Source organism: Idiomarina baltica OS145, assembly GCF_000152885.1.
Taxonomy (GTDB): Bacteria; Pseudomonadota; Gammaproteobacteria; order Enterobacterales; family Alteromonadaceae; genus Idiomarina; species Idiomarina baltica.
Genome location: NZ_CH672410.1, coordinates 1 through 24,322 on the forward strand (window position 1 = coordinate 1; position 24,322 = coordinate 24,322).

Here is a 24,322-nt window from a genome sequence, read left to right on the forward strand (position 1 = left end):
TTGCGACGCTTATTTAATCGCGCGCGACCAGAAGAAAATGAGCTTAATATTTTACGCGGCATTCTTGCTTCAGTGGATAAACAGACGAAAAATTCGGACTCGTAGAATACTTGACTAATTTAGTCGGAAAAGTACACTAATTAGGAGAACGATCACACTGAGTTATTAGAGGGGGAGATTGATGCGCCTGACTTCAAAAGGTCGCTATGCAGTGACAGCGATGCTCGACGTCGCGATGTTTGCAAAGCAAGCACCCGTGCCCCTAGCAGATATCTCAGATCGCCAAGGCATTTCGTTATCCTATCTCGAGCAACTCTTTGCTCGCTTACGTAAGCGGGGATTGGTTCATAGCGTGCGAGGACCTGGAGGTGGCTATCGCCTTGGGCGAGATGCCGACTCAATCTCTGTCGGTGCGGTGATCGATGCCGTTGACGAGTCTATCGACGCGACCAAATGCCAAGGCAAAGGTAATTGTCACAACGGTGAGCAGTGCCTGACCCATTCACTCTGGGAAGGGCTCAGTGATCGTATCGCACAATTTCTGGACGGCATTACCCTCGCCGAACTGATGGCCACTAAAGAGGTGGCACAAATTGGCAACCGCCAAGTGGGTGACAACAACCAGAAAATAGAGCTCAATGTGCTGTAATAGCGGAGAGTTGTTTTGAAACGGCCTATCTATCTTGATTATGCGGCAACCACGCCCGTGGACAAATCCGTCGCAGATGCCATGATGAAGTACTTAACAGCGGATGGCGTTTTTGCCAATCCGGCATCGCGCTCGCACCGCCTCGGTTGGCAGGCGGAGGAGGCAGTAGACATCGCGCGAAATCAAGTTGCGGATTTAATCAACGCCGACCCGCGTGAAATCGTTTTCACCTCGGGTGCGACAGAATCGGATAATTTAGCATTAAAAGGTGTCATGCATCAGGCGCGTAATAAGGGAAAACACCTAATTACGGTGGCGACAGAGCACAAAGCCGTTATTGATCCGGCACTGCAGCTTGAGCGCGAAGGTTTTGATGTGACGTTTTTATCGGTTGATAAAGACGGCTTGATAGATAGCCAAGCATTACAACAAGCGATGCGCGAGGATACGGTATTAGTTAGTGTGATGCATGTAAACAATGAGCTGGGTGTTATTCAAGATATCCCAGCGATCAGTGCATGTTGTCGGGAACACAACGTACTTCTGCATGTCGATGCCGCGCAAAGTGCCGGTAAACTGCCACTTGATGTAGAACAACTTGGTGTAGACTTGCTTTCTATATCGGCACACAAAATGTATGGGCCAAAAGGAATAGGTGCGCTCTATGTGCGTCGTAAACCTAAAGTACAACTTGAGGCTGAAATGCATGGGGGCGGGCATGAACGCGGCATGCGTTCGGGTACCTTGGCGACCCATCAGATTGTTGGTTTAGGCGAAGCGGCGCAGCTTGCCCGTCAACGCTTAGGCGATGATCGTGAACATTACCGTGCGTTGAGCCAGTTGTTTCTCGATAAATTATTAGCGGAGCCTGGCATTAAATTGAATGGTGATGTATCGCAACGCGTACCCAATATCATGAATTTACGCTTTGCTAATGTAGAAGGTGAGTTATTGCTGATGTCGTTAAAGGACTTAGCGATTTCTTCTGGGTCAGCCTGTACATCCGCGAGTGTAGAGCCTTCTTATGTGCTGCGCGCGATTGGTTTATCCGATGAACTGGCACATGCATCGCTCAGGTTTAGTTTGGGCCGCGACACCACCTTGCAGGAAATGGAATATGCCGCGGACCATGTACTGAACACCTATCGCGTGTTAGCTGCGCAGTAATTCAGCGAAGGTTTTACGGAATTTTGCCAGCTTAGGTGAAATAACCGCTTGGCAATACGGGTTCTCCGGATTGCGATTAAAGTAATCATCATGGTAATCCTCGGCACTGTAAAAGGTGTCGAGCGGTGCAACTTCTGTCACAATCGGATCTTCAAACACCACATCATTTTCGAGTTCATCAATGAGTTCAAGCGCGATCTGTTGTTGCTCGTCATCATGATAAAAGATAGAAGTGCGGTATTGTGTGCCCACATCGTTACCTTGACGATTCACTTGGGTGGGATCGTGCAAGGTAAAAAAGATTTCTAAAATCTGACGATAACTAATAATCGACGGATCAAAAGTTAACTGTACAACTTCCGCATGACCGGTATCGCCATTGCAGACCTGTTTGTAGGTCGGATTCTCGGTTGTGCCGCCAGTGTAACCTGACTGCGCCGATTCAATGCCTTTAAGCTGATTAAATGCGGATTCAATACACCAAAAACATCCACCGCCTAGGGTAGCTTTTTGGAACTGGGTCGTATTCGACATCTGACGGACTCCTTTTGGACGTCTATAAGGCTAAACGTTTTTCGATAGTAGCTGAGAACGAGTTAAAAAACAATCAATAGATATTCGATTTTTTCCGAGATCTAACGTATAATTCGCGCGGAAATTTTCACCTCTGGTTAAATACCCATTTTGGAGTAAAAAAGATGGCTTTAGAGCGCACTTTATCAATTATTAAGCCCGACGCGGTTGCGAAAAACTTAATCGGCGCAATCTATAATCGTTTCGAAAGCGCAGGTCTGCGTATCGTAGCGTCAAAAATGATGCACTTGAGCAAAGAACAAGCTGAAGGCTTCTATGCAGAGCACAGCGAGCGTCCTTTTTTTGGCGCGTTAGTTGAATTCATGACTTCAGGTCCAATCGTAGTTCAAGTATTGGAAGGCGAAGAAGCTATCCTGAAAAACCGTGAAATCATGGGTGCAACGAACCCAGCAGACGCATTGGCAGGCACGCTTCGCGCAGACTATGCTGAAACTATCGACGAGAACGCAGTACATGGTTCTGACGCAGCTGAAACTGCAGCACGCGAAATCGCGTACTTCTTCAGCGATGAAGAGATCTGCCCACGTACTCGATAAGTCTTACGCAAGACTGATCGTTTAACGAATAAAATCGTGCGCCCTTTGGCGCACGGTACTTTTTAGATACAGGAAATTTATGACCAACGCTATCGATAAAAAAGTGAATCTTCTAAACCTGAACCGCGATGGAATGAAAGCCTTTTTCAAAGAGATGGGCGAAAAACCGTTCCGTGCCGATCAGGTCATGAAATGGCTCTATCACTTTTGTGTCGACGACTTTGATGAGATGACCAATCTCAACAAAGGACTACGCGAGAAGCTCAAACAATGTGCTGAAATTCGCGCACCAGAAATTCGCGAGCAGCAGCAATCGAGCGATGGCACGATTAAATTCGTCATGACATTGTTTGATGGTCAAGATGTTGAAACTGTTTGGATCCCAGAACGTGACCGCGCCACCTTGTGCGTTTCATCACAGGTAGGCTGTGCTCTTGAGTGCACTTTCTGCTCAACGGGCCAACAAGGTTTCAACCGTAACCTCAACGTAGCGGAAATCATTGGTCAGGTGTGGCGTGTTAATCAGCTACTAGGAGCCTATGGTAAAACAGGTATCAAACCTGTGACTAACGTGGTCATGATGGGCATGGGCGAACCGCTGCTCAATCTCAACAATGTGGTGCCAGCGATGGACCTCATGATGGATGATTACGGTTTTGGTTTGTCTAAACGTCGAGTTACCTTGAGTACCTCAGGCGTGGTACCGGCATTGGACAAGCTACGCGAGCAAATCGATGTAATGCTCGCTATTTCGTTGCATGCGCCTAACGACGAGCTGCGCAATGAAATCGTACCGATTAACAAAAAGTACAACATCGAACAGTTTTTAGCGTCGAGTCGTAAATACGTTGAGCAGTCAAAAGCTCAGCATAAAGTGACGGTTGAGTATGTCATGCTCGATCACGTAAACGACTCGATGGACCAAGCGCATGAGCTCGCTCGTACGCTTAAAGATACACCGAGCAAAATCAACCTGATTCCGTTTAATCCATTCCCAGGTTCCGACTATGGTCGTTCGAGTAATTCGCGCATTGACCGTTTCGCTAAAGTATTAATGGACTATGGTTTTACTGTTATGGTTCGTAAAACTCGAGGCGACGATATTGATGCCGCATGCGGTCAGCTCGTAGGCGATGTTATCGACCGCACTAAGCGTATCCTAAAACGTCAGCAAGCGCAGCGCGGCGGTGATGCTATTCAGGTTAAGTCAGACTAGACAGTGATGAATACCTATGCCTTGAGTGACTAAGTAAGGAGTAACTTCAATGCATAGGTTTATCCTAGGAGCGATAGGATTTGCTTTAACGGCCTGTTCTGTTTCCACTGATGAAACGGTAGTGGATGCCCATTTGAGAGCGGGAATGGCTTATTTAGCCCAGAACCAGCTTGACCACGCCGAACGGCACTTTAAACAGGCATTTTTGGCAGACCCAAAGCGAGTAGACACTGTGTTAGCCCTAGGACACTGGTATTTACGTAAAGAACGTGTCAATTCTGCGTTGCTACTTTACCAAGAAGCATTATCATGGCAACCTATGAGCGGAGTTCTGCACAACAACTATGCCGTAGCGCTGTGTCTATCAGGTCAGCAGCAAGCCGCTCAGCGTGCATTTGCGCAAGCCCAACGATTAGGCGCGCAAGCGAGCCAGCAAAATCACTGTGCACAACATCACTAGAATGTAATTCGCTCAACTTTAGTTAAACTAGGGAACGATCCAAAGATCATGACTGCCGATAATTCATCTGCAAATAACAACTCAAGCGCAGACTCAAATAATGAAGAACTAATGTCGTCGCAAGAGCAATCACGTCGCCCCATTGCAGGTCCGGGACACATTCTTAAAGAAGCGCGTGAGGCAAAATCGATGACGCCTCGCGAGGCCGCTGATCGTTTACGTTTGCGTTTACAGGTCATTGAACTGATTGAAGCAGATGACTATGACACCTTTTCAACGACCACCTTTGTCAAAGGCTACCTCCGTGCTTACGCCAAATTGTTAGGTGTTGATCAAAGCAAAATTGATGAAGCTTACAAATCCCTGAATATCCGAGAACCTGAAAGCACGCCGATGCAAAGCTTTTCGCGTCGAGTAAAACATCAAGAGAGCGATAACCGATTGATGATGATCACTTGGCTAGTGGTTGTGGTCGTCATCGCGTTGGTAATTTGGTGGTGGCAAGACAGTGATTTGAGCTTCTCGAAGTTGAGCAATGATGTCGAACAAGCGGTTACTGAACAAACCGACTCAGCGCAACAAGAGGACAGCACAGATACACCGACTCTGCGTCAATCAAATCAGGCGCAAGAAGCCACTTCGAGCGAACAGCCATTGCTTGAATCTGAAGTCAGTGCTGCCGATGCAAGTACTTCATTAAGTATTAATGATCCTGCCCAACAGGATGAAATGAGCCCAGACACGATTGAGCAACCTGTCGCAGAGATGCCAGAAACGTCATCAAACCAACAAGTCACATCCGAAGCGATGTCGGAGGTGGCGCAAGAAAGTGATGCGAACGAACCGCGTGAAACACGTACCGCAGAGCAAAATACTGCGTCAGAACCTGAGCCAACAGTGTCGGCGAGCAGCGACGCTAACTCAGTATCTGGCGGCGATGAAGATGAAGCAGACAATACCGCACTAGCCGCCGATTTGGTGATGGAGTTCAGCGAAGAGTGCTGGGTAAAAGTTGAAGACGCCGATGGTGAAGTGCAAGCGATTGGTACAAAAGCACAGGGCTATCGTATGCCGGTACCTGGTAAAGCGCCGTTTTCGGCGACCATCTGCAAGCCCGCCGCCGTGACTATTACCTATGCAGGTAATGCGTTAGACTTATCAAATTATCGTCAAGATCGTGTCGCACGATTAACGATTCCTTCAAGTAATTAAAAGACCGAGTGTAAGCCGTTATGATGCACGAAAATCCAATTAAGCGCAGACCTTCCCGTCGGATCTATGTAGGTAATGTGCCGATTGGAGACAATGCGCCCATTGCTGTTCAGTCAATGACGAATACTGAAACGACGGATGTTCAAGCGACTGTTGAACAGATAAAACGTATTGCAGCCGCTGGTGCTGATATTGTTCGTGTCTCTGTGCCAACGATGGATGCAGCAGAGGCGTTTAAGCTGATTAAGCAACAAAGCCCTGTTCCCCTTGTTGCCGATATTCACTTCGATTACCGCATCGCGCTTAAAGTGGCTGAATACGGCGTTGATTGTTTACGAATTAACCCGGGCAATATCGGTCGTGAAGATCGTATTCGCGCAGTTGTAGACGCCGCGCGCGACAAAAATATTCCGATTCGTATCGGTGTGAACGGCGGTTCGTTAGAGCGTGAATTGCAAGAGAAGTATGGTGAACCGACACCGGAAGCGCTCGTTGAATCGGCTATGCGACATGTTGATATCTTGGACCGTTTAGACTTTCAAGATTTTAAAGTCAGTGTTAAAGCATCCGATGTGTTCTTAGCGGTAGAATCGTACCGTCTTTTAGCGAAGCAAATCGATCAACCCTTACATTTAGGTATTACCGAAGCCGGTGGCCTTCGCAGTGGTTCGGTGAAGTCGTCCATTGGTTTAGGCATGCTGTTAGCAGAAGGCATTGGCGACACATTACGCGTGTCACTTGCCGCGGACCCTGTCGAAGAAATCAAAGTGGGTTTCGATATGTTGAAATCGCTGCGTATTCGCTCGCGCGGAATCAACTTTATTGCCTGCCCCAGCTGTTCACGGCAAGAGTTTGACGTGATTTCTACGGTGAATGCATTGGAGCAGCGACTCGAGGACATCACCGAGCCGATGGATGTTTCTGTGATTGGCTGTGTGGTCAATGGTCCCGGTGAAGCATTGATTTCAGAAGTCGGTCTTGCCGGTGCCAAAAGCAAGAGTGGCTTGTATATTGGTGGTGAGCGCCAAAAGCTGCGTCTCGATAACAATGATCTCGTGGATCAATTGGAAGCTCAAATCCGTGATCGCGTAGAATATATAAAAAAGCATCGCATTGATGTAAAAGAAATCGACAACTGATTTTACCCGCCGTCGTAAAGACTCTATAATACGCGCTTATTTTGTAGGCTAAACGGAAGAGTAACCGTGGCAAAGACCATCCAAGCAATTCGAGGAATGAACGACCTGTTACCAGAGCAGACAGCTGCTTGGCAACAGGTCGAGGCGATAATCCGTCAAGTTGCCGCAAGCTATGGCTATCAAGAAATACGCATGCCAGTGCTTGAGAGCACGGCACTGTTCAAGCGTTCGATTGGTGAAGTGACCGATATCGTTGAGAAAGAAATGTACACCTTTGACGATCGGAACGGTGAGAGTGTGACTCTGCGTCCCGAGGGCACGGCGAGCTGTGTGCGAGCCGGTAACCAACATGGTTTGCTGTACAATCAGATTCAACGTTTGTGGTACATGGGCCCCATGTTTCGCTACGAGCGTCCACAAAAAGGGCGTTATCGCCAATTTCATCAATTTGGTATTGAAACTTTTGGCCTTGAAGGTGCCGATGCCGATGCTGAAGTGATTCTCTTATCAGCTCGACTTTGGAAAGCTCTGGGTATGGCCGATCAAGTTGAGTTGCAACTTAACTCGCTTGGTTCAAATGAAGCGCGGGCACGCTATCGTGATGCGCTGCGTGACTATTTAGAGCAATATAAGAGCGAATTAGACGAAGACAGTCAACGCCGACTCGACACTAACCCGCTACGTATTTTGGATTCGAAAGATGGCAATACGCAGCAACTGTTAGAACAGGCACCTAAGTTATCGGACTACTGGGACGAAGAATCCAAGCAACATTTTGATGAGTTAAAAGCTCGCCTCGATGCAGCAGGGATTCCCTATGTATTCAACGAACGTCTTGTGCGTGGTCTTGATTACTATAACCGCACCGTGTTCGAATGGGTCACTACCGCTTTAGGCGCGCAAGGTACCGTGTGTGCGGGTGGCCGTTACGATGGCCTGGTTGAGCAATTAGGTGGTAAGGCAACACCGGCTGTTGGCTTTGCCATGGGCATGGAACGTTTAGTTCTGCTGCTCCAAGAACAAGAGAAACTTGCACCGCGACGTGCCGTTGATGCCTATTTAATGCCTTTAGGTGAAGCTGCGGAACTTAACGCCCAAGCTGTTGCCGAAAAGCTGAGAAATGAACTACCGGACCTGCGCATCGTGGTGCACAGCGGCGGCGGTGCAATGAAAAAGCAAATTAAGAAAGCTGATAAATCCGGCGCTGAAGTGGCGCTGATTTTAGGCGAGAATGAATTAGAAAATAATCAGTTAACGGTCAAACCCTTGCGGACGACTGATGACCAACAAACACTTGGTTGGGGCGAACTGGTCGTTGCGCTCAAACCATTGACACAAGAATAGGGGTGTCCTGTGGATCAAACAGAAGAACAACAAGTAGAACGAATTAAAGAGTTTTGGGCCGAACACGGTAAAGGCATCATCGCAGGTGCGATCATTGGCTTAGGCTTGTTCTTTGGTTGGCGCTATTATGATAAAGCGACCATCGAAGCGCAAAACACCGCATCACGCGGCTACGAAGCGGTCGTGAGCCAGCTCAATGCGGGTGAAGAAGGTGCGATAAGTAATGCACAAAACTTCATTAAATCGCATCAAAATTCGCAATACGGTTATCTAGCAGCGTTGCAGCTCGGTCGTTTTGCCGCGGATGAAGGTGATTTAGCAACAGCGGTCACATCGTTCCAATCCGTGATTGATGGTGGTGCTGATGATAATCTAGCAGCGATTGCGCGTGTTCGTCTGGCGCGTGTGTTGGCAGCACAAGCGCAATATCAGCCTGCGCTCGATGTTCTTAACGTTGAACTACCAAAAGCGTATTTGGCATTCGCTAATGAAATTAAGGGCGATGTATACGTTGCTCAAGGCGATACGGCAAAAGCACGTGAAGCTTATGAAAAAGCACTCAACAGCGACGGTTCGACTCTGTCTCCAGCGGTAGAACTCAAACTCAACAGCTTGGCGAAGTCATAATGCAGTCTAAAACAGCGATGAAATCTTTATTTCGTACCAGCCTGATTGCCTTAGCAGGGCTTTCATTGTCGGCGTGTTCTCTTTTCGGTGATGACGACGAAGAAATCAAAGTCGCTCCGTTACAACCAGTCAGCCAACAGGTCGATACACGGATCAAGTGGGAACGTTCGGTCGGCGATGGCATCGGCGATTATTTTTCAAGGCTCAACCCAACGGTAGCCTATGGCAAGGTATTTGCCGCCGATAGACAGGGGCTTGTTAAGGCGTTTGATAAAGAAAGCGGTGAAACCTTGTGGCAAGTTAATTTACATAGCCTGATAGAAATTAACGAAGGTTCAGACGATAGCTGGTTTGGAGGCTTGTTTGCTTCACCCTTCCCGGCTCGTATCGCCGGTGGCTTAGTCGCTCAATATAATAAGTTGTTTTTGGGCACCGAAAACGGTGATGTTGTCGCACTAGATACCGAAACAGGCAAACTTGTTTGGCATGCTGAAGTGGGCAATGAGGTCACATCTGACCCAGCCGTGGGTGATGGTATGGTTGTGGTGCACACAACCGGCGGCAAAGTGATTAGCCTCTCGGCTGACACCGGTGAACAGAACTGGACTTTCGAATATCAGACACCCACCCTAACTTTACGCGGCGCTTCGGCACCAACGATCGTAAGCGGTGGTGTGATTTTAGGTGATGCATCAGGCAAAGCTTCGGTCTTAATTGGCACTAGCGGTCAGCAAGCTTGGACGCAAACGGTGGGCGAGCCGACCGGTGCCACTGAGCTAGAGTCGTTAGCAGATATTGATGCCAACCCAGTGGTCGTGGGCGGTGTGATTTATATGATCGCTTATAACGGCGAACTCGTTGCGCTAGAGTTGCGTTCGGGTGAAGTGCGTTGGAAGCGTGATTACAGTTCTTATGAAAATCTCTTAGTCGACACGGGTAGCATCTATTTAACCGATGCGGATAGTCACGTGTTTGGGCTGGATATTCAAGGTGGTATTGAGCAGTGGAGCAATAACGAGCTGTTTGGAAGAGCACTCACCGGACCTAAGAAAGTAGGTAATTATTTAGCTCTTGGTGACTTTGAGGGTTACCTCCACATACTCTCGGCAAACTCGGGAGAAATAGTTGGTCGTATGGAATTGGGCGGAGATGGAATTTACGCGCAGCCAGTATCCGACGGCAACACTCTTTACGTACAAACCCGCGATGGCGACTTATACGCTATCGAGGTAAATTAGGAAATCGCTATACATGTTACCTGTCGTGGCCTTAGTAGGTCGACCCAATGTAGGCAAATCTACATTATTTAATCGTTTAACTCGAACTCGGGATGCGCTGGTAGCAGACTTCCCGGGCTTGACCCGTGATCGTAAGTATGGCCAAGCCAATTACGACGGTTATCAGTTCATAGTTGTCGATACCGGCGGTATTCACGGTGATGAAGAGGGTATTGACGAGGTGATGGCTAAACAATCGCTGCAAGCGATTGAAGAGGCTGATGTTGTCTTGTTTTTGGTCGATGCACGCGACGGCGTCACCGTAGGTGATCAAGCGATCGCGACTCATCTGCGTAAACAAAAGAAAAAAGTTTACTTAGTTGCTAACAAGATTGATGGAATCGATGCGGATTCTGCAATGGCAGACTTTTATTCGCTGGCACTAGGTAACCTCTATGGCATCGCGGCGGCACACGGGCGCGGTGTTGAACATTTGTTGGATTCATGCTTTAAGCCGTTAGCCGACGACTACCCAGACGTTATCGTGCCGGATGAGCCGGATAGCGAAGATCTGGAGCACGACGAAATTGATTACGATGCGTTACCGTTAAAGCTTGCTATTGTTGGGCGGCCAAATGTAGGTAAGTCAACACTCACTAACCGTATTCTTGGTGAAGATAGAGTGGTGGTGTTTGATATGCCTGGCACTACGCGTGATTCAGTCTACATCCCCATGGAGCGCGATGGACGAGAATATGTCTTGATCGATACCGCGGGTGTGCGGCGTCGGGGGCGTATTGATGAAGCGATTGAAAAATACTCAGTGGTTAAGACCCTGCAGGCAATCGAAGATGCCAACGTAGTTTTAGCGGTTATTGATGCACGGGAAACCATCAGCGACCAAGATCTTAACCTGATTGGTTTTGCGCTGAACGCCGGTCGTTCGATCGTGATCGCTGTCAATAAATGGGATGGTTTGCAGCAAGACCATAAGGATGAAATTAAACGGGAACTCGATCGTCGCCTAGGCTTTGTCGACTTCGCCCGTTTGCACTTTATCTCAGCGCTACATGGTACGGGCGTTGGTCACTTATTTGAGTCCGTTGAAGAAGCTTATAAGAGTGCGACGCAACGTGTGTCGACCTCTAAGTTGACCAAGATTATGGAGATGGCACAAGAAGAGCATCAGCCGCCATTGGTTGGGGGGCGTCGAGTGAAACTGAAATATGCGCATGCTGGGGGTTATAACCCACCGCGTATCGTGATCCACGGTAATCAGGTTACTCGCTTGCCAGGTTCTTATCAGCGCTATTTAACGAACTATTTCCGTAAGGCGCTTGGGGTCATGGGAACACCGATTAAAGTTGAGTTCCGAGAGCCGAAAAACCCGTATGCCGGTAAGAAGAACAACCTGACGCTATCGCAGCAACGCAAACGTCGTCGGTTGATGAAGTTTGTTAAGAAGAGCAAATAGCACAAAAAGAGGTCCTCAGGACCTCTTTTTTTATCCATACGTAGCCGCGCGGCTACGCGAAGTCTTCGTCTTTAAAAACATATTCCGTCAGACAGTAGTCGCAGGTCATGACAATCTCGCCATCCTGCTCAAGGATCTGTTTAAGCTCGTCAACAGGGACTGACGCCAATGCCTCTAATGTGCGCTCTTTCGAACAGCCACATACAAAGCTAACCGGTTGCGATGGATACATATGTACGGTTTCTTCGTGATACAGACGATGCAGCAGTTGTTCAGCCGGAAGTGTAAACAATTCTTGTGCGGTCACGGTCTCGGTCAAGGTCGCCAAGTGCTCAAAGCCAACCATGTCTTTCCCCGAGGCAGGCATGCGTTGTAAAAACATACCCGCAGCATGCTCTCCATCGGCGAATAGCCAAACGCGGGTCGACAACTGTTCAGACTGTTCGAAGTAGTCTTGAATAACCTCTGCGAGTGAATCGGCGTCGGCACTGACAACGCCCTGATAGCGCTCGCCATCTTGCGGAGTCAAGGTAATAATCAGTTGCCCGCGGCCAATCAGGCTGCGTAAATCAGTTTCACCAATATCAGCGCGCACCCGAGCAATACCGCGTAGTTCTAATGCATGGTTACCATTAACAGCGACAAAATTAACCGGTCCATCGCCTTGCAGTTGCACCGCAATATGACCTTCAAACTTGAGTGTCGCAGTCAGCAACGAAACGGCCGCCATCATTTCACCAAGCAACTGTTGTACCGCCGGATGATACTGATGTCCTTTAATTAAGCTTTGGTAACTACTGGTCAATTGCACCATCTCGCCGCGTACATCTTGCTCTGCAAAGCTGTAGCGCGCGAGTTGATCGGTTGGATAGTCAAGCTGGGTTGTCATGTATTACCACCATCTTTCATTTTAATCAGTTGCCGGCGTTGTTTCTTATCCGGACGTTTGTCGGGATGTGGGTTGTAAAGCGCATTCAACTTACGCGCCTCAGCATTCTGCTCGCGTTTCTCTATACTCGCTTCAGACTCTTGGTAAAGTGATTGTGCCTCAGGCGCTCCCCGTCGTTGCTCGCTCAGCCCCAATACTTCGACCTCTTTGCTGTCAAAGCCTTGTCGTAAGGTAATTCGATCACCTATCTGCACGAGCTTAGAGGGCTTACTGCGTTTACCTGCAACGTGTACTTTGCCAGATTGAACCATCTGACGTGCAAGCGCCCGCGTTTTATAAAAGCGCGCTGCCCAGAGCCATTTGTCGAGCCTTACACCACTGTCTTGTGTCATAAAATCGTCACGAAAATATTATAAAATTAGTGTTAATCGATTGTTGACTACTCGTGCCTACGCTACAATGCAAAAACATCAAATTACTATAATTCGACGATGCGAGACTAGCGCTAGCCATCAAGTTGCGTATATTGTATCAAATTCCTATACGGATGTAGTGCATTGCTTCGGTAAAACAACAACGATAAAAGTGAATTAAATTGATAAGCCTAACGCCATCAACCCAGAACGCGAGTCAGTGGATATCCCGCTCGATCACCTTAGTAACGGTGCTTTTGTGGATATGGGTCGTCATTGTTGCTGCGCAAGCAACGTGGTGGTTTGTTACGCCCACGCCAGAGACTCAGCAACGTCCAGACGTAGACGTGCGTTCACAAAGTCGCGACAACCAAAGTGTCGATCTCGCTCAGTTACAGCAATTGCCTATTTTTGGCCGTCAGCAGGCCGGCACCCAAACGCATGGTAATGATTATGCAAACGCACCTAAAACGTCATTGAACGTGCGTTTAGTCGGAGTCTCTGCCAGTTCGCGACCCGAGCGGTCAGCGGCTATTATTGAGCAGGCGGGTAAGCAATCGACCTACATTGTCGGTGATACGATAGGGCGAAGCCGTGTCAGTGTGGAACAAATCCTTGCCGATCGTGTCATTCTCGATAACGGTGGGCGTTTAGAAACATTGCAATTAGAGGACATTGGTGAAGACCGTCCAGCATTATCGTTAGTTGTCGAAAGTAGTGGTAAAACTGACGCTAATGAACCGAAAGAGACCGCGAACGCATTGCAACGAGTTAAACAAGATCCGGGTCAACTATTAGACTACGTTTCTATCACACCCGTTTTAGAGCAAGGTAGCTTACAAGGCTACCGCCTTTCGCCTGGTAATCAGGCCGATATATTTTATCAAGCAGGCTTTCAGGAAGGCGATTTAGCCGTCGCAATCAACGGTTATGACTTGACCGATATGCAACAAGCCTCAGAGTTGAGCAGCCAATTACAGGACGCAACCGAAGCAAATGTGACGGTGCTACGTAACGGCGAGCGTATCGAGCTGAGTCTGCAGCTTCCTAACCAGCAGGAATAATAATTATGACAGTTACCCGTTTTGGTCCAAAAACATGGTTGAGTGCGCTGGCCATTGCAGTCGGTTCGGTATCAATGACGATGCCTGCGCCGTCAATTGCGCAAGAATACGCCGCTAGTTTTAAAAATACGGATATTACTGAGTTTATACAGGTGGTCGGTCGTAACTTGGGTAAAACCATTATTATCGATCCGAATGTGCGTGGCACCATCGATGTGCGTAGCTACGATGTAATGAACGAAGATCAGTATTATCAATTCTTTTTGAATGTCCTAGAAGTGTATGGCTTTGCTGCGGTGCAGATGGATTCGGGGGTGATTAAAGTTATCCGAGACAAAGATGCTCAACATGCGCCTTTGCCGGTGGTTGCGGGTGACCAAAACGAACAAGGCGACACCATGATCACTCGGGTGGTGCCGGTAGAAAACGTCTCAGTACGTGAGTTGGCACCGTTATTACGTCAGTTAAACGACCAAACGGGCGGCGGTATGGTGGTAAGCTATGACCCCTCCAATGTCATCATGATGACAGGTCGTGCCGAGACGATTTCTCGTTTGGTGCAAATTATCGAACGTGTTGATAAAGCCGGTGACCAGGATGTCGACATCGTGGAACTGCAGTATGCTTCGGCACGTGAACTGGTAGGGATTGCGCAAAATTTATTTGAAAAAGCGAATGCCGATGGCACACCTGCATTATTGATTCCGAAAATTGTCGCCGATGAACGCAGTAACAGCGTTATTGTCAGCGGTGAGCCGCGCGCACGTTCTCGGGTTGTTAAATTGATAAAGCAACTCGACCAAGACCTTAAAACTGAGGGTAACACCCGCGTTTACTACCTCAAGTATGCGCGCGCCGAGGAAATGGTCGAAGTATTACAAAACGTCAGTCAGTCGATCAAAGCGGAAGAAGCGAAACAAACGGGCCAGAATTCAGTACGAAACCGTGCTGATAACAGCATCAGTATCAGTGCGCATGAATCCACTAACACGGTGGTAATAACCGCTGAACCCGACATGTTAGCAGCGCTTGAGAACGTAATCCGTGATCTCGATATTCGTCGAGCGCAAGTGCAAGTCGAGGCGATTATCGTTGAGGTATTAGAAGGCGATAATGTCGATTTTGGTATCCAATGGATCAGTGAAAATGGCGGCTTAGTTCAATACAATACGGGTAACCAAGTTCCGATCGGTAGTTTAGCCGCAGCAGCTTACCAGGCTCGCCCGCGCGAGGGTACATCGGTGACTACCGTCAACGATAATGGTCAAACAGTGACAACGACCAATCCCGAAGAGCGTGGCAATTTAGAGCTTCTAGCGAACTTGCTTGGCAACGTAAACGGAATGATGTTTGGAACAATCCAAAATGATTGGGCGGCGGTTGTTCAAGCTGTCTCACAAGATACCAACTCTAATATCCTAGCCACGCCAAGTATTGTTACAGTTGATAACGAAGAAGCCAGTTTTCTAGTCGGTCAGGAAGTACCAACGATCACAGGCTCCACACTCGGCAATGATAACCAAAGCCCATTCCAAACAGTGGATCGCCAAGAAATCGGTATTAAGCTCAAGGTCACCCCGCAAATTAACGAGGGTAATGCCGTACAAATGGTAATAGAACAAGAAGTCTCGAGTCTAAGTGGCGCAACATCGGTCGATGTTATCGTGAACAAACGCGAGTTAAAGACCACCGTGATGGCTGAGGACGGCGAAACTATCGTTCTCGGCGGTTTGATAGATGAGGATGTCCAAGAATCGGTATCGAAGATTCCATTACTTGGCGATATTCCTTTTATCGGTCGGTTGTTCAGTTCAACCTCAACATCCACACAAAAGCGCAACTTGATGGTATTTATCCGGCCAACTATCGTTCGTAACGGTAGTAAGCTCTCTGATATCAGTAAGCAAAAATACAACTACATGCGAGCACTACAACTCGATCGTCGGTCTCGTGGTGTGGCACTGATGCCTGATAAAGAAACACCAGTGATGAACGACTGGAACAGCGATTTAACCTTGCCGCCGAGCTTTGAGGAGTACCTCAACGAAAAGGGCGCGATTAAAGAAGAGTTAAAAGAGCAGCAAGATGACTGATGCCAGTAATATTGCCACAAAGCGCTTACCCTTTAGCTTTGCTAAGCGTTTTGGTGTTGTGGTTGAAGATGGCGAGCCGCCCGTCGTGCATCATCGCGACGGCGCGTCAGCGGAAACGCTACTTGAGGTACGACGTCGTTTAGGCGAGGTATTTACCTTGCAACGGCACGATACCGAAGCATTTGAGCGTTTGTTGACCCAAGCCTATCAGCGCGACTCATCCGAGGCGAAACAACTGATGGAAGATATCGGCAATGAGTCCGATTTATTCTCATTAGCGGATGAGCTGCCGCAAACCGAAGACTTATTAGAAAGTGAAGATGACGCGCCTATTATCAAACTGATCAACGCGATGTTGAGCGAGGCGATTAAAGAAGGTGCATCAGATATTCACATCGAAACCTACGAGAAGCAGTTAACCATTCGCTTTCGTATCGATGGCGTTCTGCGTGAGGTGCTGACACCTAATCGCAAGCTGTCTTCATTGTTGGTTTCCCGTATTAAAGTTATGGCGCAGCTGGATATTGCCGAGAAGCGAGTGCCACAAGACGGACGTATCTCTTTACTGATTGCCGGACGCGCCGTCGATGTGCGGGTTTCGACTATGCCATCGAATCACGGTGAGCGCGTAGTGCTGCGCTTGTTAGATAAAAACAATGCCCGCCTTAATCTCGAGCAACTCGGTATGACAGAAGCCAACCGCGAAGTATTCGCCGAGCTGATCCATAAACCTCACGGTATTATCTTGGTTACCGGTCCTACCGGCTCGGGTAAGTCGACCACGCTCTATGCCGGATTGACCGAGATTAACTCGAAAGACCGCAACATTTTGACGGTTGAAGACCCGATCGAATACGCAATTGATGGTATCGGGCAGACGCAGGTTAATCCGCGTGTTGATATGACTTTTGCGCGGGGCTTACGTGCGATTTTGCGTCAGGACCCTGATGTCGTTATGGTCGGTGAGATCCGCGATATCGAAACCGCACAAATTGCGGTACAGGCGTCATTAACCGGTCACTTGGTTTTGTCGACGCTGCACACCAATACCGCAGCGGGCGCGATAACCCGCTTGGAAGATATGGGCGTAGAGCCATTCTTGTTGTCCTCAAGCCTACTCGCGGTGTTGTCACAGCGCTTAGTAAGGACCTTGTGCCCAGACTGTAAGCAACCGCATCAGGCCGACGAAAAAGAGCGCGCGTTACTCGGTGTGACTGATTCAGCGTTGACGATTTACCGTGCACAAGGTTGCGAAAAGTGCAACCAGACAGGTTATCGCGGACGTACGGGCATACATGAACTCATCGAAGTGGATGAGCACGTACGTGAGCTCATTCATAACGGTCACGGCGAGCAGTCCATTGAACGCTATGTGCGTAAGCATACCCCGAGCATTCGCAGCGATGGTTTGGCGAAAGTACGCCATGGCGTAACCACCCTTGAGGAAGTTTTGCGCGTGACGCGCGAGGAGTAATCTGTGGCGGCTTTTGAGTATCATGCGCTGGCGGCAGATGGGCGTAAGAAGAAAGGCATCATCGAAGCAGACACCATCCGTCAGGTGCGTCAGCAACTGCGCGACCAAGGGCTTATCCCCATGGATGTTATGCCTGCTGCCGAACAAGAACACAAGAAAGGTCAACAGCAAAGTCGTTGGCGTCGTGTACGCCGTGTCAAAGCACAAGATTTAGCGCTGATTACTCGCCAGCTATCCACTTTGGTCAACTCGGCTTTACCCATTGAGCAGTGTTTGCTCGCCGTGGCAGACCAAAGTGAAAAGCCACGCATGAAACAACTACTCATGGCGGTGCGCAGTAAAGTAGTCGAAGGTTATGGTCTCGCGGAGGCGATGGCGGAATATCCCGGCGTGTTCGATTCGCTCTACACAGCGATGGTCGCTGCCGGTGAAAAGTCAGGCCACTTGGATCAAGTCCTGGATGAGTTAGCCGATTACACCGAACAACGCCAGCATATGAAGAGCCAGTTGACGCAAGCCTTGGTGTATCCAGTGATGCTGACATTAGTGGCGATCAGTATTGTGATCTTTCTGCTAGTGTCTATTGTGCCGCAAATCGTGCACAACTTTTCTACCCTCGGACAGACGTTACCACCCACCACTCAATTTATGATTGGTTTATCGGAGTTTTTGCAGAACTGGGGCTTGTTTATCTTAGCCGGAATTGTGGTGTTGGTGTTTGCCTTTAAGCAATGGTTAAAGAAGCCCGAACATGAGCTTAAATACCATAAACGGCTGTTAAAGTTGCCGTTGCTAGGTCGAGTGATTCGGGGCGTCAGTACTGCACGTTTCGCGCGTACCTTGAGTATACTTACGTCATCGGCAGTGCCGTTACTCGATGGACTTAAAATCACAGCCACAGTGATTGGTAACCGTGCGATCAGAGAAGCCGTGGACGAAGCGGCAACGCGGGTACGTGAGGGGGCATCACTGCGTGCGGCATTGCAAGAAACCGGTTTGTTTCCACCAATGATGCTCCACATGATCGCCGCAGGTGAGAAATCCGGTGAGTTACAGCAAATGTTGCGACGCACCGCAGATAACCAAGACAGAGAATTTGAATCATTGGTGCAAATATCACTCAAAGTCTTTGAGCCGGTGCTTATCGTTTCGATGGCCGGGATTGTATTCTTTATTGTATTGTCAATTATTCAGCCAATTTTGCAGTTGAACCAGAGTATAGGGTTTTAAATATGATGCGTAAAAATCAAGGTTTTTCATTGGTCGAAATTATGGTGGTTATCGCCATTATCGGTATTCTCGCTACCATGATTCTACCCAATGTGTTGGGCAGCCAAGAGCAGGCGAATAAACAGAAAGTGACAGCAGACTTAGTCTCGCTTGAGAACGCGTTAGCGCAATATCACTTAGATAACGGCATGTTTCCAACCACAGAACAAGGTTTAGAAGCCTTGGTGGAGCGGCCTAATGTTGATCCGCAGCCACGCAACTACCGCAATGGCGGCTATATTCAACGTCTGCCGCAAGACCCGTATGGTAACGACTATATGTTACTTAACCCCGGTGAGTACGACGATATCGATATTTTCTCACCCGGTCCCGATCAACAGCCAGGCACTGATGATGATTTTGGTAACTGGATGATCGGACAAGACAACGAATCCAACTAAGTAATGCGCTCATCGGCGTGCAAGCCATCAGGGTTTACCCTTGTTGAGATTCTCGTGGTGATGGCGATCGTGGGTTTGATTGCTGCATCGGTGGTATTTACTGTGCCGAGCATGACCCGCGATGAAACCACGCCACAAACCGCCGCCGCCACACTGAAAGCCCAGCTCCAGTGGGCGCGTGAACGCGCCATGATAGAGCAACGTCCGCTCGGGTTGTTACTTAACACCGAAGGGTATGAGTTTTTAAGGTGGCAGCAAACCGAAGAAGGCTGGCGTTGGCAAGCGGTCAATGAAAAGGGCTTAGCCGCTCAGGATTACCAAGATAACCTCAGTCTCGAGTGGCGCATCGATGAACCGCCCTTTATTGCGCAAGAAAAGCAGTTAGAAAACACCCTGTTTTCGCCGTCTGATGATAATGACGACGAAGATCAGCCGATGCCTCAGTTACTGATACTGCCGACAGGTGAGTTGACACAATTTTCGATTCAGTTTGCCGCGCCCTTTGATACCGAACCGAGCTACTGGTTAATTGCTGATAGCGCATGGACCACTCGCATAGCAGATAGTGATGAAACGCAATAATCGTGGTTTTACATTAATCGAGGTCATGGTTGCCATCGCCATCTTTGCGATGGCGGCACTGGCGGCTGTGTCGGCTGCAAGCGGTCACCTTAATAGTTTAAGCACCATCCAACAGCGCACCTTTGCCCAGTACGTAGCGGCTAATCGGCTGACCGAGCTGAATCTAACAACCACTTGGCCGATTAAAGATAATCAGCGCGGTAGTGAACGCCAAGGCGGCGTTGAGTGGCAGTGGCGGCAACAAGTGGTTGAAACGGTCACACCCAATGTGGTGGCGGTGACTATTGAAGTCACACAGGGGGAGCAGGATTACCAATGGGCGCGACTGACCCAATATATTCGTAAACCTCAATTAGCCGATACCGACGGAGGCGATAATGCGCTCTGAACGCGGTTTCACCTTAGTTGAGATCATGGTCACCATGGTTATTTTTACCTTGATAGGGCTCGCAAGTTACACGGTGCTTGACCAAATGTCGCGTACCAAAAGCTTGTCGGAAGAATCCTCCGAACGTATCGAGCAACTGCAATTCACTTGGCTGCTTATCCAACAAGATATGCGCCAAGCGGTGCCTAAGCCGACGCGTCCCAATGGTTTAGAAGTCGCACAACAGCTGATTACCAACGACGAACGCATTATTGAATCACAAAGTGGCGTTTTAGGATTTGTGCGCAGCGGCTACGATAACCCTGGCTTAATGTTGCCACGCAGTGAACTTCAGCCGGTGGTCTATCGCGTGCAAGATAATGTTTTACAGCGTATGACCTACCCGTATGTAAACGATCGCAGTGGTGAGCCGGTAGTGCAAGATCTGCTGGAGGGCGTAAAGTCCTTCCAAGTACGCTTTTATCGTTCGTCTCAACAGTCGCAATCGAATCAAGGCATTGAGGCCGGCTGGCGCACTAGCTGGGAAACACCGGATGACTTCCCGGCCGCCATCGAGTTAACGATTAATAGTGAAGACTACGGCGAAATTAGACGGCGCTTTTTAACCGGTGTTGAGCCTGCACAAACGGTCAAGAAAGAGGGTGACAACAATGCGTAAGCAGCAAGGTGTCGCTCTTATTACCGTGTTGTTGGTGATGGCTATCATCGCTGTCATTGCAACGAACTTGGGTACTCAATTACAACGCCAAGTGACGCGCACGGCCAGCTTTGAACAATCAGAACAAAGCTATTGGATGTGGCTAAGCGGCGAAGCCGTTCTCAAGGAAGTGCTGCAACAGGAAATCGAACGTGATGACGGCATCGTTCATGCCAATCAGAACTGGGCACAACGCGCCGGGCCGTTCCCGGTGGAAGGCGGACAGATAGCTGCGCAAGTAAAGGATTTACGTAGTTGTTTCAACCTCAACAGTTTAGCTGGCACTGAGCAGCAAGGCCTCAGCCTTGAAAAACGCCGCAAGCAGTTTCAACAACTACTCGTGAGCCTAGAGCTTGATGCCTTCCAAGCCGAGAGTTTGGCAGGCGCACTGACCGACTGGCTCGACAGCGACAGTGAACTGTCGCAAAGTGGTGCCGAAGACCCCGATTACGAAGCGTTACCACACCCTTATCAAACCGCCAATGGGTTGTTATTTGATGTCAGTGAGCTGCGCATGATTAAAGGTTTTACGGCTGAAGTCGTGCAACGTATTAAGCCTTACGTGTGCGCTGTTCCGGGTAACGCAGAGTTACGTATTAACGTCAACACGCTCGATGAAGAGCGCGCGGTTTTGCTGGTAGCGGCGACTCAAGGTAAGCTAACCTTGGATGGTGCAAAACAATTGATTCAGGCACGCCCTGAACAGGGCTATGAAAGCCGCGAAGAATTGCTGCAAGATAGTTTACTTACGGGGGCGCAGGACGGTGAAACTGGCTCGCTCGATGAACTCGCTGTTAGCAGTGAGTACTTTTTACTACAAGCTTATATACAATGGGGGTCGTTAGAGACCACCGCTCGCTCAGTGCTACATCTGACAGCAGGTCAAGCGCGTGTTGTGTACCGAGCCATGGGAGAAGATTGATATGCAAGAACGCTTACTCATCAGGTTACCGGCCTCCGATGCCGAGCCACGAATAAGCTGGCTAATTTGGCAGCCCTCAGGTGCCGAAGTGATTGCTAGTGGTGAGCTCAATGATCCAGCTGAACTGACGCAGCTGACCGAGCAGGCAAAGCGCTGTCAGGTGACCCTGTTGTGTCCGGGGCAAGCGATTTCGATGCGTAAAGTCACCATTCCTAACAGTGGCAAACGTCACCTCGATAAGCTAATCCCTTACGCGCTGGAAGATGAACTGGCAGATGACATTGATAGCCTGCATTTTGCTTGGGCGGAAAATGGCATTAAAGAAGGCCAGATCCCCGTCGCGGTTGTCCGTCATAGTGAAATGCAGCAGTGGCAGCAATGGTTGGCCGCAGCACATCTTGAAGCCGATGAGTGGGCGGTTGACTACCTGATGCTGCCAGAACCAGAGAGCGAACAACAGTGGACAGGTGTGCAAATCGCTGACGACGTGCTCATTCGTATGGCGCGTTGGGATGGCTTAGCCGTTGAGCAAACATTGGCGGACGCCGTGGTCGGATTAAAACAGAGTGAGTACCCACAAACCAATCACGTGGTGGCTTATTCTGACATTGCGCTCAACGACAGCACGTTAGCGCTCGAGTTTGCCAACAGTGAGCTGCCAATGGTGGCGTTTGCCAACCAGCGGGTCAGTCTTGATATTCGCGGTCAACGGTATGCACCCAAGCGAGCCAAACGAACCCTTGAAATACGTTGGCAGCCGCTGGCGTGGGCGGCAGGTATCGCTCTGGCAGTGACGCTGGCGAGTAGCTGGGTCAAAACAGCCTATTTAAATCACCAAGCAGAGCAGCTGCAACAGCAAGCAGAAGCGTTGTACAAAGAGACGTTTCCGAATCAAACACGCATCGTTAATCTACGCGCGCAGATGCGTCAGCAATTACAATCCTTAGGTATCGATGATCAAGCGATGCCATCGGCATTGGCAATGCTGGACCAGCTGGCGCCGGCGTTTCAGCAACAACCACAACTGAGCCTCGAGTTATTGCGTTATCAAGATGGTGCGTTGCGAATGCAAGCTGTGGCACAGAATTTCTCACAATTTGAAGCCTTCCAGAACCAAGCACAGCAACTCGGTTTTGAGGTACAACAGGGCGCACTGAATAACCGTGGTGATGGTGTTGCTGGCACCTTAACTATCGCCTATCAAGGAGGTCGTTCATGAGTCGTCTTACACCATTACTACAAAAAATCGCGCAAACGCCCGTAGTACAAAGTGCGCAACAGCGCTGGGCGCAACTTGCGGTACGTGAGCAAAACCTCGTCAAAGGACTCGGTGCCGTTATCATCGTTGCCATAATCTACTTTGCCATCTGGCAACCCACCTATAGCGCCCAGCAATTAGCAGAACGGCGCTTAGAGGGGCAACAGCAACAGTTACTCTGGCTGCGTGAACAAGTGGCACGCTATCAGTCATTGTCTGCAACCCAAGCACAATCCGAGGTCAGTGGGTCGTTGTCGCAGCGCGTCAACGAAGCGGCTGCCAGCAATAAGATCCAAATTGCACGGATGCAGCCGCAAAACAATGGACTCATCGTCAGTGTCGATGAAACCTCGTATCAACAAGCGATGAGCTGGTTATATGCGCTTGAACAAACCTATCAATTGCAAGTGACGACACTCGATTTAGCTCGATTAGACGAACTCGGCAAAGTACGTGTGCGACAAGTGTTGGTAACGGAGAAATCATGAAGAAGTGGTTGTGGTTAATTCCAGTCTATCTCATTGCACTGATTGCCTACATTCCCGCTGCGGTTGTGTATTGGTTGCCAATGCCAGCGGGTATTTATGTTGAGCAAGTATCGGGCACGTTATGGCAAGGCCGGATTGGTTATGCGGTGGTTAATCATACCGCTTTTCATAACGTCAGCTGGTCACTGGCACCAAGTCAGCTGATTACCGGTCAACTCGGCTTTTCTGTGACGGTACCGAGCAAAAATAATCCACTGGCCGCGCAAGCATCAGGCAGTGCGTCATTGAGTTCGATTGAATTGACTCAACTGCGTGCGACAGGTGAGTTGGCGCCGCTGATGCAACTGGTTAATTTTAATATGCCATTAAAGACAGAAGGACAATGGCGTATCGCATTAGAAAATTATGCACTGAATGATCTGTCGGGCGCCAAGTTTTGTAGTGCATTAAAAGGAAACGCGTCAGGTTCAAACATTCGCGTACTGGTTAATCACCGCTGGGAGCCGCTGGGTGATTTTCCGCTTAGCCTAAGCTGTGCACAAGCCGGGGCAGTAGCCCTGTCGATGGCGGGAGAGAACAGTTTAGGTCTTAATTTCGAGGGTACGGTGAGCCCCAGTTCAATACGTGTGAATGGTACGGTGCAACCCAATCCCAGAACGCCCGAAGGACTGGCAAAAATGTTGAGTTATTTAGGACGACCGGACAATCAGGGACGTTATCGTTTCTCAATTTAGTGTTTGCCAACTTGC

The 24,322-nt window shown here is 49.0% G+C and carries 26 protein-coding genes and 1 pseudogene; 24 read left to right on the top strand and 3 right to left on the bottom strand.

All coding sequences use genetic code 11. The features are described 5' to 3' along the window. From OS145_RS13615 to OS145_RS12325, 3 genes and pseudogenes are all read left to right on the top strand, one after another. Positions 1 to 105: pseudogene (locus tag OS145_RS13615) on the top strand (tRNA (cytosine(32)/uridine(32)-2'-O)-methyltransferase TrmJ); the annotation flags it as partial. Between the two features lie 76 nt (positions 106 to 181). After that, on the top strand, positions 182 to 649 hold the full coding sequence (gene iscR / locus OS145_RS12320; RefSeq protein WP_006956955.1) for a Fe-S cluster assembly transcriptional regulator IscR: 468 nt from the start codon (positions 182 to 184) through the stop codon (positions 647 to 649). A 15-nt stretch (positions 650 to 664) separates the two neighbouring features. Then, positions 665 to 1,816, top strand: a complete 1,152-nt coding sequence (locus OS145_RS12325; protein WP_006956953.1) for an IscS subfamily cysteine desulfurase — start codon at positions 665 to 667, stop codon at positions 1,814 to 1,816. Here OS145_RS12325 and msrA read toward each other — a convergent pair. Then, the gene (gene msrA / locus OS145_RS12330) at positions 1,802 to 2,350 is read right to left on the bottom strand and encodes a peptide-methionine (S)-S-oxide reductase MsrA (RefSeq protein ID WP_006956951.1); all 549 of its coding nucleotides are present in this window, start codon (positions 2,348 to 2,350) and stop codon (positions 1,802 to 1,804) included. The two genes, OS145_RS12325 and msrA, sit on opposite strands and share 15 nt — an antisense overlap. A gap of 164 nt (positions 2,351 to 2,514) precedes the next feature. Between msrA and ndk the strand changes: the two genes are divergently transcribed. The 9 genes from ndk (at position 2,515) to der (ending at position 11,635) form a co-directional block, all read left to right on the top strand. Further along, entirely contained in the window at positions 2,515 to 2,946 is a 432-nt protein-coding gene (gene ndk, locus OS145_RS12335) for a nucleoside-diphosphate kinase (protein WP_006956949.1), read from the top strand. Between the two features lie 79 nt (positions 2,947 to 3,025). Next, positions 3,026 to 4,162 carry a dual-specificity RNA methyltransferase RlmN gene (gene rlmN, locus OS145_RS12340; RefSeq protein WP_006956946.1) on the top strand — a complete coding sequence of 379 codons (1,137 nt, stop codon included), beginning with the start codon at positions 3,026 to 3,028 and terminating at the stop codon, positions 4,160 to 4,162. 49 nt (positions 4,163 to 4,211) lie between these two features. Next, positions 4,212 to 4,622, top strand: coding sequence for a tetratricopeptide repeat protein (locus tag OS145_RS12345; protein ID WP_116287568.1), 411 nt, complete (start codon positions 4,212 to 4,214; stop codon positions 4,620 to 4,622). A 48-nt stretch (positions 4,623 to 4,670) separates the two neighbouring features. Further along, positions 4,671 to 5,834: a RodZ domain-containing protein gene (locus tag OS145_RS12350; protein WP_006956942.1), complete on the top strand. Its 1,164-nt coding sequence runs from the start codon at positions 4,671 to 4,673 to the stop codon at positions 5,832 to 5,834. A 20-nt stretch (positions 5,835 to 5,854) separates the two neighbouring features. Beyond that, positions 5,855 to 6,973 carry a flavodoxin-dependent (E)-4-hydroxy-3-methylbut-2-enyl-diphosphate synthase gene (ispG, locus tag OS145_RS12355; protein WP_040488229.1) on the top strand — a complete coding sequence of 373 codons (1,119 nt, stop codon included), beginning with the start codon at positions 5,855 to 5,857 and terminating at the stop codon, positions 6,971 to 6,973. A gap of 66 nt (positions 6,974 to 7,039) precedes the next feature. Next, positions 7,040 to 8,317 carry a histidine--tRNA ligase gene (hisS, locus tag OS145_RS12360; protein WP_040488231.1) on the top strand — a complete coding sequence of 426 codons (1,278 nt, stop codon included), beginning with the start codon at positions 7,040 to 7,042 and terminating at the stop codon, positions 8,315 to 8,317. A gap of 9 nt (positions 8,318 to 8,326) precedes the next feature. After that, positions 8,327 to 8,944, top strand: a complete 618-nt coding sequence (locus OS145_RS12365) for a YfgM family protein (RefSeq protein ID WP_006956937.1) — start codon at positions 8,327 to 8,329, stop codon at positions 8,942 to 8,944. Continuing rightward, complete coding sequence (gene bamB / locus OS145_RS12370) at positions 8,944 to 10,182, top strand: outer membrane protein assembly factor BamB (RefSeq protein WP_006956935.1); 1,239 nt, start codon at positions 8,944 to 8,946, stop codon at positions 10,180 to 10,182. Before OS145_RS12365 ends, bamB begins: the two co-directional genes overlap by 1 nt. Positions 10,183 to 10,195: 13 nt before the next feature. Next, complete coding sequence (gene der, locus OS145_RS12375) at positions 10,196 to 11,635, top strand: ribosome biogenesis GTPase Der (RefSeq protein ID WP_006956933.1); 1,440 nt, start codon at positions 10,196 to 10,198, stop codon at positions 11,633 to 11,635. 52 nt (positions 11,636 to 11,687) lie between these two features. On the opposite strand, the gene hslO is transcribed toward der, so the two are convergent. Then, positions 11,688 to 12,524, bottom strand: a complete 837-nt coding sequence (gene hslO, locus OS145_RS12380) for an Hsp33 family molecular chaperone HslO (RefSeq protein WP_006956931.1) — start codon at positions 12,522 to 12,524, stop codon at positions 11,688 to 11,690. Continuing rightward, positions 12,521 to 12,916: a ribosome-associated heat shock protein Hsp15 gene (gene hslR / locus OS145_RS12385; protein ID WP_006956928.1), complete on the bottom strand. Its 396-nt coding sequence runs from the start codon at positions 12,914 to 12,916 to the stop codon at positions 12,521 to 12,523. The genes hslO and hslR overlap by 4 nt, the downstream gene beginning before the upstream one ends. A gap of 203 nt (positions 12,917 to 13,119) precedes the next feature. Between hslR and gspC the strand changes: the two genes are divergently transcribed. From gspC to OS145_RS12445, 12 genes are read left to right on the top strand one after another with little or no spacing between them, the layout of a single operon-like run. Further along, a complete protein-coding gene (gspC, locus tag OS145_RS12390) occupies positions 13,120 to 14,001 on the top strand; it encodes a type II secretion system protein GspC (RefSeq protein ID WP_165477460.1) in 882 nt (293 codons plus the stop codon). A gap of 5 nt (positions 14,002 to 14,006) precedes the next feature. Further along, positions 14,007 to 16,094, top strand: a complete 2,088-nt coding sequence (gspD, locus tag OS145_RS12395; protein ID WP_006956925.1) for a type II secretion system secretin GspD — start codon at positions 14,007 to 14,009, stop codon at positions 16,092 to 16,094. Then, the gene (gspE, locus tag OS145_RS12400; RefSeq protein ID WP_006956924.1) at positions 16,087 to 17,568 is read left to right on the top strand and encodes a type II secretion system ATPase GspE; all 1,482 of its coding nucleotides are present in this window, start codon (positions 16,087 to 16,089) and stop codon (positions 17,566 to 17,568) included. The genes gspD and gspE overlap by 8 nt, the downstream gene beginning before the upstream one ends. 3 nt (positions 17,569 to 17,571) lie before the next feature. Next, the gene (gene gspF / locus OS145_RS12405; protein ID WP_006956923.1) at positions 17,572 to 18,798 is read left to right on the top strand and encodes a type II secretion system inner membrane protein GspF; all 1,227 of its coding nucleotides are present in this window, start codon (positions 17,572 to 17,574) and stop codon (positions 18,796 to 18,798) included. 2 nt (positions 18,799 to 18,800) lie between these two features. Further along, a complete protein-coding gene (gene gspG, locus OS145_RS12410) occupies positions 18,801 to 19,238 on the top strand; it encodes a type II secretion system major pseudopilin GspG (protein WP_006956922.1) in 438 nt (145 codons plus the stop codon). A gap of 3 nt (positions 19,239 to 19,241) precedes the next feature. Then, entirely contained in the window at positions 19,242 to 19,820 is a 579-nt protein-coding gene (gspH, locus tag OS145_RS12415; protein WP_006956921.1) for a type II secretion system minor pseudopilin GspH, read from the top strand. Then, on the top strand, positions 19,807 to 20,208 hold the full coding sequence (gene gspI / locus OS145_RS12420) for a type II secretion system minor pseudopilin GspI (RefSeq protein WP_006956920.1): 402 nt from the start codon (positions 19,807 to 19,809) through the stop codon (positions 20,206 to 20,208). Before gspH ends, gspI begins: the two co-directional genes overlap by 14 nt. Further along, positions 20,198 to 20,866: a type II secretion system minor pseudopilin GspJ gene (gene gspJ / locus OS145_RS12425; RefSeq protein ID WP_006956919.1), complete on the top strand. Its 669-nt coding sequence runs from the start codon at positions 20,198 to 20,200 to the stop codon at positions 20,864 to 20,866. The genes gspI and gspJ overlap by 11 nt, the downstream gene beginning before the upstream one ends. Then, positions 20,859 to 21,827, top strand: a complete 969-nt coding sequence (gene gspK / locus OS145_RS12430; RefSeq protein WP_006956918.1) for a type II secretion system minor pseudopilin GspK — start codon at positions 20,859 to 20,861, stop codon at positions 21,825 to 21,827. The genes gspJ and gspK overlap by 8 nt, the downstream gene beginning before the upstream one ends. Before the next feature lies 1 nt (position 21,828). Beyond that, entirely contained in the window at positions 21,829 to 23,046 is a 1,218-nt protein-coding gene (gene gspL / locus OS145_RS12435; RefSeq protein ID WP_006956917.1) for a type II secretion system protein GspL, read from the top strand. Continuing rightward, positions 23,043 to 23,573, top strand: coding sequence for a type II secretion system protein M (gspM, locus tag OS145_RS12440; protein ID WP_006956916.1), 531 nt, complete (start codon positions 23,043 to 23,045; stop codon positions 23,571 to 23,573). The genes gspL and gspM overlap by 4 nt, the downstream gene beginning before the upstream one ends. Further along, positions 23,570 to 24,307 carry a type II secretion system protein N gene (locus OS145_RS12445; protein ID WP_006956915.1) on the top strand — a complete coding sequence of 246 codons (738 nt, stop codon included), beginning with the start codon at positions 23,570 to 23,572 and terminating at the stop codon, positions 24,305 to 24,307. Before gspM ends, OS145_RS12445 begins: the two co-directional genes overlap by 4 nt. Positions 24,308 to 24,322 lie beyond the last annotated feature (15 nt).